Origin of the sequence: Duodenibacillus massiliensis, from assembly GCF_900128485.1 — a bacterium.
GTDB lineage: Bacteria > Pseudomonadota > Gammaproteobacteria > Burkholderiales > Burkholderiaceae_F > Duodenibacillus > Duodenibacillus massiliensis.
Genome location: NZ_LT635861.1, coordinates 196,588 through 207,854, shown reverse-complemented (window position 1 = coordinate 207,854; position 11,267 = coordinate 196,588). Strand labels below are relative to the sequence as shown.

Annotated in this window: 12 protein-coding genes and 1 pseudogene; 1 reads left to right on the top strand and 12 read right to left on the bottom strand. The window is 58.8% G+C overall.

From position 1 onward, the window contains the following. From mltA to rph, 4 genes are all read right to left on the bottom strand, one after another. A partial coding sequence (gene mltA, locus BQ7486_RS08415) for a murein transglycosylase A (protein ID WP_074009702.1) occupies positions 1 to 1,012 on the bottom strand: 1,012 nt, incomplete at its 3' end. Between the two features lie 4 nt (positions 1,013 to 1,016). Beyond that, positions 1,017 to 2,174 carry a radical SAM family heme chaperone HemW gene (gene hemW / locus BQ7486_RS08410; protein WP_074009701.1) on the bottom strand — a complete coding sequence of 386 codons (1,158 nt, stop codon included), beginning with the start codon at positions 2,172 to 2,174 and terminating at the stop codon, positions 1,017 to 1,019. Next, complete coding sequence (gene rdgB / locus BQ7486_RS08405) at positions 2,168 to 2,764, bottom strand: RdgB/HAM1 family non-canonical purine NTP pyrophosphatase (RefSeq protein ID WP_074009700.1); 597 nt, start codon at positions 2,762 to 2,764, stop codon at positions 2,168 to 2,170. Before rdgB ends, hemW begins: the two co-directional genes overlap by 7 nt. 12 nt (positions 2,765 to 2,776) lie before the next feature. Beyond that, positions 2,777 to 3,502: a ribonuclease PH gene (gene rph, locus BQ7486_RS08400; RefSeq protein ID WP_074009699.1), complete on the bottom strand. Its 726-nt coding sequence runs from the start codon at positions 3,500 to 3,502 to the stop codon at positions 2,777 to 2,779. Positions 3,503 to 3,619: 117 nt separating this feature from the next. Here rph and BQ7486_RS08395 point away from each other — a divergent pair, with 117 nt between their 5' ends. Then, entirely contained in the window at positions 3,620 to 4,522 is a 903-nt protein-coding gene (locus BQ7486_RS08395) for a YicC/YloC family endoribonuclease (RefSeq protein ID WP_084765953.1), read from the top strand. A gap of 30 nt (positions 4,523 to 4,552) precedes the next feature. Here the strand turns inward: BQ7486_RS08395 and BQ7486_RS08390 are convergent, their stop codons facing one another. The 8 genes and pseudogenes from BQ7486_RS08390 to tolB all read right to left on the bottom strand — a co-directional run bounded on the left by BQ7486_RS08390 (position 4,553) and on the right by tolB (position 11,250). After that, the gene (locus BQ7486_RS08390) at positions 4,553 to 4,957 is read right to left on the bottom strand and encodes a hypothetical protein (protein ID WP_022372891.1); all 405 of its coding nucleotides are present in this window, start codon (positions 4,955 to 4,957) and stop codon (positions 4,553 to 4,555) included. A gap of 103 nt (positions 4,958 to 5,060) precedes the next feature. After that, positions 5,061 to 5,876: pseudogene (locus tag BQ7486_RS08385) on the bottom strand (segregation and condensation protein A); the annotation flags it as partial. Further along, positions 5,848 to 6,258 carry a hypothetical protein gene (locus BQ7486_RS08380; protein WP_074009697.1) on the bottom strand — a complete coding sequence of 137 codons (411 nt, stop codon included), beginning with the start codon at positions 6,256 to 6,258 and terminating at the stop codon, positions 5,848 to 5,850. The gene BQ7486_RS08380 and the pseudogene BQ7486_RS08385, both read right to left, overlap by 29 nt. A 15-nt stretch (positions 6,259 to 6,273) precedes the next feature. Beyond that, positions 6,274 to 6,438 (bottom strand): hypothetical protein, encoded by a 165-nt coding sequence (locus BQ7486_RS11950; RefSeq protein ID WP_154666318.1) that lies wholly within the window; start codon positions 6,436 to 6,438, stop codon positions 6,274 to 6,276. A 373-nt stretch (positions 6,439 to 6,811) separates the two neighbouring features. Further along, on the bottom strand, positions 6,812 to 8,461 hold the full coding sequence (gene maeA, locus BQ7486_RS08375) for an NAD-dependent malic enzyme (RefSeq protein WP_022372893.1): 1,650 nt from the start codon (positions 8,459 to 8,461) through the stop codon (positions 6,812 to 6,814). Between the two features lie 162 nt (positions 8,462 to 8,623). Continuing rightward, positions 8,624 to 9,367 (bottom strand): tol-pal system protein YbgF, encoded by a 744-nt coding sequence (gene ybgF, locus BQ7486_RS08370; protein ID WP_022372894.1) that lies wholly within the window; start codon positions 9,365 to 9,367, stop codon positions 8,624 to 8,626. Between the two features lie 13 nt (positions 9,368 to 9,380). Further along, positions 9,381 to 9,872, bottom strand: a complete 492-nt coding sequence (gene pal / locus BQ7486_RS08365) for a peptidoglycan-associated lipoprotein Pal (protein ID WP_235836776.1) — start codon at positions 9,870 to 9,872, stop codon at positions 9,381 to 9,383. Between the two features lie 76 nt (positions 9,873 to 9,948). Then, complete coding sequence (tolB, locus tag BQ7486_RS08360; RefSeq protein ID WP_022372895.1) at positions 9,949 to 11,250, bottom strand: Tol-Pal system beta propeller repeat protein TolB; 1,302 nt, start codon at positions 11,248 to 11,250, stop codon at positions 9,949 to 9,951. Positions 11,251 to 11,267: the final 17 nt, after the last annotated feature.

Below are 11,267 nucleotides of genomic sequence, written 5' to 3'. Positions count from 1 at the left end.
TGCCCGCCGCCACGCCCGCCAAAAGGGCCCCCCCCGGCTCCCGGCGGCGGCGGCCCGCCGCCACAGACGCCCCGGGCGTGAGCGGCACGGCCTGAGCCCCCAGGGGGCCGTCCGCCTCGCCCATGCCCACACGTTCCTCAAAAAACACAAAGTTCGGATTGGTGTTTAAGAGTTCGCGCATGCGCTTTGGGTTTTCCCGCACCCAGCGGCGGATGCGCTGCATGCTCATCTCGTCGCGGGTGAGCCCTGCGTTTTCGATAAGCCACCCTCCGATTGCGCGGTAAGGATGCCCGTTTTGATCGGCGTAGCCCACACGCATCCAGGTGCCGTCATCCAGAAGCACACGGCCTGACCCCTGAATCTGCAGAAAAAACGCATCCACCGGATCGTCCACCCAGCAAAGCACCGGGGCCTTCACGTCCTTTTTGGCAGTGATTTCTCTTCGCGTGTCGTAGGGTACAAGGCGGTTACCGACCACCTTCCCTTTAAGCCGCAGGCCCTTTAACTGCGGGTGCAGTGATGTGAGATCCACGGTGATGAGATCTTCGGGTACCCCGTAGAGCGGATAGCGGTAGGGGCCGTGCGCCCGGCGGCTGCCCCGGAGCATCGGTTCGTAGTAGCCGGTCATAAGACCTGTGTCCGTGGGCGAAGCCGCCTTTTCGCGGGAAATCACCTCATAGGCCTCAAAATAGGTACTGAAAAAGCTCTCGGCCGTTTCGTCCATTGCAAACTGTGCGTTTGCGCACGCTTTCGTCCAAAGACTCTCCTGCCCCATCACCGTGCAGGAGGTGCGGAAGGCCGTGAGCGCATTGGTCCAGTCCGCAGGCCGCACCGCAGGAAGCGCATTAAAGTCCGCCGGCACAAAGTACGCGGCTGCCGTTGTCACGACGTTTTCAGGCAACGCATTGCCGTCGGGCCCCAGAGGCCCCTTGGGCGCCGTGGAACACCCGGCAATGAAAAGCGCGGCGCACGCTGCGGCCGCAAAACCGATACGCTGTAGAAGAGCCTGCATAAACCTATTCTTCCAAAAACCGTTCCTGTACGTCACTTAAAAAACGCCGTCCGAGCTCGGTCGCAGCAATCCGGCCGATATCGTCCGTGAGAACCTTTTCCTTTCGAAGTGCCGTAAGCGTCGCAGCAATGTCCGTCAAAGGCCGCCCCGTTGTCTGCGTCCACCGCTGCGCGGGGACGCCGTCGGTGAGCCTGAGCGCATTTAACATAAATTCGAAAGGCAGGTCTTCTCGTGCCACCGTACGGCGCTCTTTTTCGGACCTCCCCTCAAGGACGCTTTGAATGTACAAAAGGGGATTACTTTCTCTGACGGTGCGGATCACTGCGCCCTCCCGCGTCACTTTGCCGTGTGCGCCCGCGCCTATGCCGAGATAGTCCCCGAACGTCCAGTACGTGAGATTGTGCCGGCATCGGCGCCCTGGTCTGGCGTACCCCGAAATCTCATAGTGCGAAAAGCCGGCGCCCGTGAGCGTCTCGTGCACGAGCTGCCCCATATCGGCGGCACGGTCTCCGTCGGGCAGCCCCGCGGGAGGTCTCTTTCCGAAAGCGGTTCCCTCTTCGATCGTGAGTTCGTAAAAACTCAGGTGCGTGGTGTTTTGCGAGAGCGCTGTCTCAAGATCCGCCTTGAGTTCATCGACGGCCTGCCCAGGCAGGGCAAACATCACGTCAAGATTGATGTTTTCCACCACATCGCGCGCCGCTTTGACGGCGTAAAGAGCCTCTGCCCCCGTGTGAATGCGCCCGAGCTTTGCAAGATACGTGTCGTTAAAGCTCTGAATACCGATGGAGAAGCGGTTCACGCCCGCCTTGGCGTAGGCCTCAAAGCGCGCGGCTTCCACCGTACCGGGATTGGCTTCAAGCGTCACTTCCGCATCTGGCAGGAGCGTGACGCGGTTTCTGATTCCATCCATGAGAAGCGTAAAGCCCGCGGCCGACATCAGGCTTGGCGTGCCGCCCCCGAAAAAAACGGTGGCTACGGGCCGGCCGGCAAGGTCTTTTACCGCATGCGTGAGGTCCTTTAAAAGCGCATCAATGTACGCCCCTTCGGGGATCTTCCCCGCACAGGCAAAGGAATTAAAGTCACAGTACGGGCATTTGCGCACGCACCAGGGCCAGTGCACGTAAAGTGCCGCAGGCTCCTTTTCAACACCCGCGGCTACCATCCCCACCTGTCCGACAATTCTTCAAGCATGAGCCGCATGGCGCGCCCGCGGTGGCTTACGTCGTTTTTCTCCTCGGCCGTAAGTTCCGCAGCCGTGCGCCCGAAGTCAGGAAGGTAAAAATACGGGTCGTAGCCGAAGCCCCCGGTGCCTTTCGGCGTATCAATAATTACCCCGTCCCAGCGTGCGTCAACGATCACCGGTTCCGGGTCATCCGCGTTTTTAACCGCCACAAGCACGCAGGTGTAGTGCGCGCGGCGGTCGGTCTTTCCTGCCAGCGCGGCAACGAGCTTACGGTTGTTGGCGGTGTCGTCCGCAGCATCCCCGGCATAACGGGCACTGTGTACGCCCGGCGCACCGTTAAGTGTCTCCGCGGTGATGCCGGAGTCGTCCGCCATGGCCGGAAGCCCCGTCTGGCACGCCGCATTGCGGGCCTTGGCAAGCGCATTTTCCACAAACGTATTAAAGGGCTCTTCGGCTACCTTGACGCCAAGCTCGGCCTGAGAGAGCACCTTAATGCTTCTGTGACCGAAAAGGGCGTTAAATTCACGCAGTTTTCCTTTGTTGCCGGACGCAAGTACAAGTTCATTCATCGCTGCTGCTCCTTACGCTTTGGCAAGCGCCTCAGTCTGTTTGGCCATAATCTCGCGGCAGCCTTTTTCCGCGAGGTCCAGAAGACTATCCAATTCCGTGCGGGTAAAGGGCATGCCTTCAGCCGTGCCCTGGATTTCCACGAATCCGCCGCCTGAGGTCATGATCACATTCATGTCGGTGCCGCTGGTGCTGTCTTCAACATAGTCAAAGTCAAGCACAGGCACGCCGTTACTGATTCCGACACTGACCGCCGCAACCTGCTCGCGGATGGGATTTTCCTTGATAAGGCCCGCCTTCAGCATGCCGTTAACGGCATCAGCCAACGCCACGTAGGCTCCTGAAATCGAGGCGCAGCGCGTGCCGCCGTCGGCCTGAATCACGTCGCAGTCCACGGTGACCGTGAAGTCGCCCAACTTTTTACGGTCAACAATGCCTCTGAGGCTGCGGCCGATTAAGCGCTGAATCTCCATCGTGCGGCCGCTTTGCTTACCCTTGGCAGCCTCGCGGTCCGTACGGGTGGCGGTCGATCGCGGCAGAAGCGAATATTCCGCCGTCACCCAGCCTTCGCCGCTGTCCTTCATAAAGCGCGGCACGCCCGGCGTTACCGTGGCGTTACAAAGCACTTTGGTGCGGCCTACACTCACCAGCACACTCCCCTCGGCGTAACAGGTGTAATGACGTTCAAAGGAAAGCGGGCGCATTTCATCGGCGCGCCGACCGTCATGACGAGACGACATTGATTTCTCCGGTTGGAAGTGCCGCTCATGCTAACACGCCCGCAAAACGATGCCTTCACCCGTGCCGCCGGCCTTACAATTCGCGGCAATTTCCAATACTTTTCCGAAAGGACAACCATGCCCGGCATTCGTTCCATGACCGGTTACGCCATCGCGCAGGGACCCTGCGCGCTCGGACACGTAACCGTTGAACTCAGAAGCGTTAATTCCCGCTTTCTCGATCTGCAGGTGCGCTTTCCCGATGAACTGCGCCCGGCGGAACAGGCCGTAAGAACGCTTGTAACGCAGTCCGTCGCCCGCGGCAAGTTTGAGGTACGCGCAAACCTCACCGCAGAACTCACCGAAAACGGCAGTTCTGTGTCGGCTGAGGCCCTGACTCTCATTAAAAAGCTGCAGCAGTCGGTTGTTGAGATTCTGCCTGAAGCGCGCCCCATGTCAGTGGCGGAAATCCTTGCCTACCCCGGCGTGGTGAAAACCGAAGCCGTTGATAACGAGGCGTTAAGTAAAACCGTTGCGGGGCTTGTAGCCGAGGCGCTGAAAGCCTTCAGTGCAACCTGCGAGCGCGAAGGTGCGGCCCTGTCCGTGGTCCTCACGGGCTACTGCGACAAGATTGATGCAATCGCCGAGGGCGTGCGCGTCAAAATGCCTGAGATTGTCGCGGCTCTGAAAACGAAGCTCACCGAGCGCCTCGAGGAAGCCCTTGCCGGGCCCGTAGCTGCCAAGTCTGCGCTTACCCGCGAAGAAGCCGGTGAGCGTATCCGCCAGGAAGTGACGCTTTACGCGCTTAAAGTCGACGTGGACGAAGAAATCAACCGGTTAAAGACCCATACCGCCGAAGTGCGCCGGGTCCTTCAGGCGGGGGGCGCCGTCGGCAAACGCCTGGATTTTCTGATGCAGGAAATGAACCGCGAAGCCAATACCCTGGGCTCAAAGGCCGCCGCGATTGAAATGACCGACGCCAGCGTCAACCTCAAGCTTTTGATTGAACAGATGCGCGAGCAGATTCAGAATCTGCAGTAACTCGGCCAAAGGCCCGGCCGGCGCGAGCACTTACCCCTTGATGCGGAACTGCTCGAGAAACGCTGCCCGGGCTTTTTCATGCTCTTTGATTTTGGCGTCGATATGCGCCTGCAGGTCGGCTGCCGCCTTTTCATCGGCCTCTTTGCGCTTTTGTCGTTCAATGACGAGCTTGTCTTCCCAGAAGTCAAGCGTCATCCAGTAAAAGTTAAGCGCGGTGCGCGCCACCATCAGGAAGGTCTTTTCATCAGTCACGAAAGGAAACCGTCTTGCCAGGCGGATCGTGCCGAACTGCCCGATCATCACCATGGCGCGGACAATGGCTTCCCAGTCACTCTGCTTATGGGGATCGAGCCTCAAGGCCTCACAAGCCTTTTCAAAATTCTCAACGTCCTTTAGACCCCGGGCAATATAGTCAGCACAGTACTTACAGGCCATTTCCTTCTCCTTGCGGCGTGGTACGGCCCATGGGTGCCGTGAGTTCAAAGGCAGGGCGCACGGTTTCCAGAAGGTGACTCTTCGCCTCGGTAAGTGCCCCCGTGACATAAATGGGTGCAAAGGGCGCAGCCTGCGTGATGCGCACCAGACCTTCTTTCGCAAGTTCCAGAAGCGCGAGGTAATTGACGATGGCCACATCCATCCCCGCGCCTTCTTCAAAGAGCTCATGAAATTCCATAAAGGCGTGCGCGGCTAGTTTTTTGAGAATGGCGCTCATGAACTCCCGCACCGAAAGTTCCTGCCGCTGCACGGTGTGGCTTACCTTAAGTTTGGCCCGCGCCAGAACCCCGGCCCAGGCTGCGGCAAGATCGTCGGGCGAAACCTGCGGCAGAAGCTGGAACTGCTCCTGCTCGATTTTCACAAAAGCCCGCAGAAAGTCGCGACCGCACCGCGGCATTGCCTCCAGGTCCTGCGCCGCAAGTTTCATCTTTTCGTATTCGATGATCCGCCGGGCAAGCTCGGCCTGCGGGTCCTCCACCTCTTCGCCCGTGTCAATGCGCGTCACAGGCAGCAGCAGCTGGCTTTTGATGTGCATGAGGTTGGCGGCCATCACGAGGTAGTCGGCGGCCAGTTCCAGGTTACTCTTGCGGATGAGTTCAACGTAGGCCATGTACTGCTCGGTCAAAAGAGCCATGGGAATGTCCATCACGTCAAACTTCTGCTTGCGGATCAAGTAAAGCAGGAGGTCAAGCGGCCCTTCAAAGCTTTCCAAAAACACTTCGAGCGCGTCGGGCGGGATGTAAAGCCCCTCGGGCACGGAAAAAAGCGGCTCACCGTACAGACGCGCCAACGCCCCGTCCATCCCTTCGCCGGGCGTGCGGAACATCTGATCAATTGTGTCGGGCGCGAGTGTTTTCACGGTTGAGAAACGATTTTTTGAGAAAGGCGCATGAAGCACTCGGGATTTTAGCGGCAGGCAATCCCGCTGTCCTTCCCTTAACCTCGAGCGTCCACGTCTTAGCCTTCCAACGCAACCCTGTTTTGTTTGATTTTCCCTCAACGCTGTGCAAGCCCCGTTTAGCACTCTTAAACCGCGGCTGACCGCCCTGATGAAGCAGCCAGCGCTCAATGCCCTGCCAGACACGTGTGGCAATTTTCTGCGCTTCGTTGATGCCAATGCGCTTTGTAAAGCCGCCCTTGGCACGGTGCTCTTTCACGACGTCATGCAGGGCATACTCGGAAAGGTGGGCGGACTTCTGAATTTCCTTAAACCGCTTGTCACGGTCTTTGTCCTTGGGCATCGCGGCCGTGAGCTTTCATGCTTCAGTGCTTTTCATGGCACGCACGCGTTTCTTTACCGTTCCAAAAACAGCATTGAAGAGCTGGCGTGCATCGGAGAAGTAGGTCTCCAGCGCACTTTCCTGATCCTCTCCGGTTTTCAGGCCCAGCTCTATGACAAAGGACCGTGTGCGCGATTTCATAGCGGCTGAATATGCCTTAAGCGAAAACTATGTGCATGGTTTGGCTGCGTTTGGGCCAAGATTAAAAAATTTCGAAAGCCCGCATTCCTCCCGGGGCTCAAGCCCCGGGCTTCCTGCGGGAAATTCTGTGACGGCCGACGGGTATGACGGAATCGACTGTCCCAACCGGGAAAGAGCAGCAATGGCCTGGCTTTGCGCCTCTGAAACTGCCGCAAAAGAAACACACCCGGACGGCGGGTGCCGTACGGCAGGCAGTTGACTGAGGCACAACAACTCCCGCAAAAGAAAAACGGCAGAGCCGCCGTTCTTTTGCAAGGGGCGTACTCTGCCGCTTTCCGTCTCTGCGCCCGCAGGCGCAAGGACGGTCCGGTTTTTATTCAAACACGAACTTCGGATCCGTGGGCTGCCACATGGCTTCGCGCACAGCCTTATCAAGGTCAGCGGGACGCTCAACCTGGGCAAGACCGTTCTTGAAGCAGTAGTCAGCCACCGCCACGGCAATATGTGCCGAGAGCTCACGCACCTGCGAGAGCGGCGGATAGAGGCTGCCGTTGGCGAGATCGCTTTCGCTCACGAGGTTTGCAAGGGTCTTTGCGGCCGTGAGGAAGATCTGGTTCGGAATGGTCTTTGCGCGCACAAAGATGCAGCCGAAGCCGATGCCCGGGAACACGTAGCTGTTGTTGCCCTGACGCGGCACGAAGGTCTTGTTGCCGACGGCAACCGGCGCAAAGGGCGAGCCGCAGGCAAAGAGGCACTTGCCCTCAGACCACGTGTAGGCCTGCTTGGCGGTACATTCGGCCTTGGAGGTGGGGTTGGAAAGCGCAAAGATCATGGGCCGAGCGTTCACTTCACACATCGCCTTCACAACGTCTTCGGTGAAGGCGCCGCCCTGGGCGCTCACGCCGATGATGCAGGTGGGCTTAAGCTGGCGGATAGCCTGGGCAAAGTCCGTCGTGTTTTCGTAGGCCTGAGCAAACGGCACCTTGTTCGGGGCAAGCTTGTCGCCGCGCGTGCTGGAAACAAGGCCCTTGGAATCAAAGAGCGCAATACGCTTTAATGCCTCATTGCGGTCAATGCCGTCTTCGGCCATGGCGTCGGCGATCAGATGCGCGATACCGGTGGCGGCAGCGCCTGCGCCGAGGAAGAGAATGCGCTGATCGGAAAGCTTCTGCTTTAAGGCACGAACGGCGGTGTAAAGACCGGTCACCACAACGGCGGCCGTACCCTGAATATCGTCGTTAAAGCACGTCACGCGGTCGCGCCAGGCATCAAGCAGCGCAAAGGCGTTGGTGTTCTGGAAGTCTTCAAACTGAATCAGCACGTTGGGCCAGCGTTCGCGCACGGCGGTGATGAATTCCTCAACGAGCGCCATGTATTCGGGACCGGTAACACGGTGCTGACGCAGCCCCATGTAAAGCGGATCCTTCAAAAACTCTTCGTTGTTGGTGCCGACGTCGAGGGTCACCGGAAGCGCACGCTGCGGATTGACGCCCGCGCAGGCCGTGTAAAGGGCGAGCTTACCGACGGGGATCCCCATGCCGTTCACACCGAGGTCTCCCAAGCCCAGAATACGCTGGCCGTCGGTCACGACGATGATGTCAACGTCATGGTTGGGGACGTTGGCGACGAGTTCGCGCACGCGGCCGCGGTCTTCGCTTGAAATGTAGAGGCCGCGGGCATAACGGAAGATGTGGCTGAACTTCTGGCACGCTTCACCGACCGTGGGGGTGTAAATGAGAGGCATGTACTCTTCAACGTTTTCCATCACAAGCTGGAAGTACAGGGCTTCGTCGCTTGCGTGCACGCTCTCAAGCGTGAGGTACTTGTTGATGGGCGCAGCTTCGCTGTCGATCACTTCCTTTAAGCGGCTCACCTGATCGGCAAAGGTTGAAACGCGCGGAGGCAGAAGGCCTCTGAGTCCCAGACGGTCACGTTCTTCTTCGGTAAACACCGAACCGCGGTTAAGCCACGGGTTGCGCAAAACGGCAACACCGCGGGGCTGATTTCCCTGATTTGTCGTCATAAAAAGTTCTTTTCAAACAGTGGGGAGTATCCGAGGTCTGAGCCCGCGCCCACTCCCTGCGGACATGGGGCTCAGCAAAAAAGTAAGGGGATTTTATCGCCCGGAGCTTGCTGTACTCTGAGCGATAACTGCGGACTAACCCGTCCTATAGCACTTCTAATTTCATTTCCGCCCGGATCTGGGCTTTGCGGTGAGCGCCTTTAAGCGTTCACCGGCAAGCTTTGCCGCTTCCGTATCCGGATAGTCCTTCTGCACGCCCTTGAGCGTTTCGGTGGCTTCCTTTTTCTTGCCGAGGTTCACAAGTGCCGCGGCAAGCGAGAGTTTCGCCTCAGGAATGCGCGCGTCCTGCGGGAAAGCGGCGATCAGGCGCTTCTGTACTTCAACGGCATCCGTAAACTGTCCCTGCGCAAACATGGCGTTACCGAGCCAGTAAAGGGCGGCGGGCATGTAACCGGTCTTGGGGTAGTCGTCAATGAGGCCTTCAAGAATCTTATGACTCTGCGCGTAAGAGCCGTCGGAAAAAAGCTGCAGCGCCAGGTCATAACGGCGGCGCTCTTCCGGGGTTACCGTGATACTTTTGCCGTCGACGCTTTCCAGCTGCGACTCAAAGGCGGCGGTGCGCTTATCGAGGTTGCCGAAAAGGTCCCTCACGGACTTTTGCTGCTGCGCGAGGTCATTGGTGAGCTTTTCAACGCGCCCGGTGAGTTCCGCATTCTGGCTTCTGAGCATCTCAATCTCACGCACGAGCTGCATCTGGGCATTTTGCATGGTCTGCGCCTTTTCCCGCAGCTCCAGAATCGCCTTACGGGCTTCATCGTCGCCAAAAAGAGCAAATGACGGGGTTGAGAGGCCGGCCAAAACCGCGCCCAGGAAAGCGGCGGTGAGAAATTTCTGCTTTATCTGCATGACAAATGTCCGGTTAACGGTAGATCACGTCGGCGCGGCGGTTCTTGGCCCACGCTTCTTCGTTTTCACCGAGATCCACGGGCTTTTCGCGGCCGAAACTCACGGCTTCAATCCGCGAAGACGGAACGCCCAGAAGCTGCAGGCGCTGTTTGACCGCCTCACTGCGCTTCTGGCCCAACGCGAGGTTGTACTCGCGGCTGCCGCGACTGTCGGTGTTGCCCTCAATCGTGACGTTCTGGCTCGGGTTGGCGATAAGACGCCGGGCATTGCGTTCAATCACGGGGAGGTACTTGTCTTCGACGCTGTAGCTGTCAAAGGCAAAGTAAACGGAGTGCTCGGATGTGGCGCGGGTGCTTTCGGCATCGGCTGCATTGGCCTTGGCGTTGGCTTCGGCCTGAGTCGTGCCTTCCTTCAGAGACTCGTCGAGCTCAACGGTGGAGCAGCCGGTGAGCAGTAAAAGCGCGGTAGCCGCTGCGGCTGAAATTGTCTTAGCGATACGATTCACGATAATGCGTCCTTTTGCGGTTGGTTTGATGCGGGCTAAGCCGCCTGCTCAATTTTCTGATTTTACAAAATTCTTATTAATCAACGATCAGAGGTCCCCAGGTGGGCTCACGGATGTCGCCCGCGGGGCCCGTAAGCCACGCGTGCACGGCGCCGTCGGTGCTCACCGTTGCCAAAACGCCGCGTTTGGCGCGCTCCGTGGCGTAAACGATCATCTGACCGTTGGGCGAAAAACACGGGCTTTCATCGGCTGCGTTATTGGTGAGGATCATTTCCTGGCCGCTTGCCAGATCCATGGCGGTCACGCGGAACCGGCCCGCCACACGGGTGACGTAAGTAAGCACCGTCCCGTCGGGATTTAAGGCGGGGCTTACCGCGTAATCGGCACCGAACGTGACCCGCTCAGCCGGCGTGCCGCCCTCCAAGGCCTGGCGGTAGATCTGCGCCGAGCCACCGCGGTCACTCGTAAAGTAAATGTACTTGCCGTCCGGAGAAAACACCGGTTCCGTGTCAATCGCGTAGGAGTGCGAGAAACGGCTCACGCCGGTGCCGTCGGTGTTGATCATGAAAATCTGCGTAAAGCCGTCGCGGGAAAGCGCAAGCGCCACCTTCTTGCCGTCGGGGCTGAAGGCCGGGGCCGAATTGTTGCCCCGGAAGTTCGCAAGCACCCTTCTGCGGCCGGTGGCAACCGTATGGATGTAGACAACGGGCTTTTGCGCTTCAAAGGAGACGTACGCGAGCTGCTTGCCGTCAGGGCTCCACGCCGGAGAAATGATGGGCTCGCGGCTTTTCAGCGCCGGCAGGGCGTTAGCGCCGTCGCTGTCGGCGACAATGAGTTCAAAACTCTTTTTACTATACTCAGCCACGTACGCCAGGCGCGAGGCAAAAAGGGCCCCGAGCCCGGTGAGCTTTGTGTAGATCCGGTCGGCAATGCGGTGCGCGGTCATTCTGAGCTGCCGGTTGTCGGTAATCCACTGCCCGCGGTCGACTTCGGCGTTTTGCACCGTGTCAAAAAGCCGGTAACGGATGTCCCAGGTGCCGTCAGCAAGGCGGATGATGCTGCCCGTGGCGAGCATGGCGGCTTCCTTACCCCGCCAGAACTCCAGGTTCGGGCGCACGCTTTCTTCAAGCGTGGCTTCTGCTTCACCCACAATAATCCGGAAGGCGCCCGTGCGGCTTAAGTCAGCCGCCACCACGCGCATCGGATCGATTCCGGTTTCCGCCGCCCCGTTCATGGGGGCATAAGCCAGAGGAATCTGATTGGCGCCGACGCCCGTGATTTCAATGCGCAGCTGGGCATTTACCGCGGCAGCGGGCCCTAAAAGTGCGGCCGATGCGGCTGCCGAAAGAAGACTGCGGCGCTCCAAGCGAAAAGTCATATCCGTCCTTTTTTGCA

What these genes read in the sequence shown, in the direction of transcription:
- hemW (WP_074009701.1), bottom strand. Translation starts at nt 2,174, where the DNA reads ATGGTAGCCGCGGGTGTTGAAAAGGAGCCTGCGGCACTTTACGTGCAC.
- rdgB (WP_074009700.1), bottom strand. Translation starts at nt 2,764, where the DNA reads ATGAATGAACTTGTACTTGCGTCCGGCAACAAAGGAAAACTGCGTGAA.
- rph (WP_074009699.1), bottom strand. Translation starts at nt 3,502, where the DNA reads ATGTCGTCTCGTCATGACGGTCGGCGCGCCGATGAAATGCGCCCGCTT.
- BQ7486_RS08395 (WP_084765953.1), top strand. Translation starts at nt 3,620, where the DNA reads ATGCCCGGCATTCGTTCCATGACCGGTTACGCCATCGCGCAGGGACCC.
- BQ7486_RS08390 (WP_022372891.1), bottom strand. Translation starts at nt 4,957, where the DNA reads ATGGCCTGTAAGTACTGTGCTGACTATATTGCCCGGGGTCTAAAGGAC.
- BQ7486_RS08380 (WP_074009697.1), bottom strand. Translation starts at nt 6,258, where the DNA reads ATGCCCAAGGACAAAGACCGTGACAAGCGGTTTAAGGAAATTCAGAAG.
- BQ7486_RS11950 (WP_154666318.1), bottom strand. Translation starts at nt 6,438, where the DNA reads ATGAAATCGCGCACACGGTCCTTTGTCATAGAGCTGGGCCTGAAAACC.
- maeA (WP_022372893.1), bottom strand. Translation starts at nt 8,461, where the DNA reads ATGACGACAAATCAGGGAAATCAGCCCCGCGGTGTTGCCGTTTTGCGC.
- ybgF (WP_022372894.1), bottom strand. Translation starts at nt 9,367, where the DNA reads ATGCAGATAAAGCAGAAATTTCTCACCGCCGCTTTCCTGGGCGCGGTT.
- tolB (WP_022372895.1), bottom strand. Translation starts at nt 11,250, where the DNA reads ATGACTTTTCGCTTGGAGCGCCGCAGTCTTCTTTCGGCAGCCGCATCG.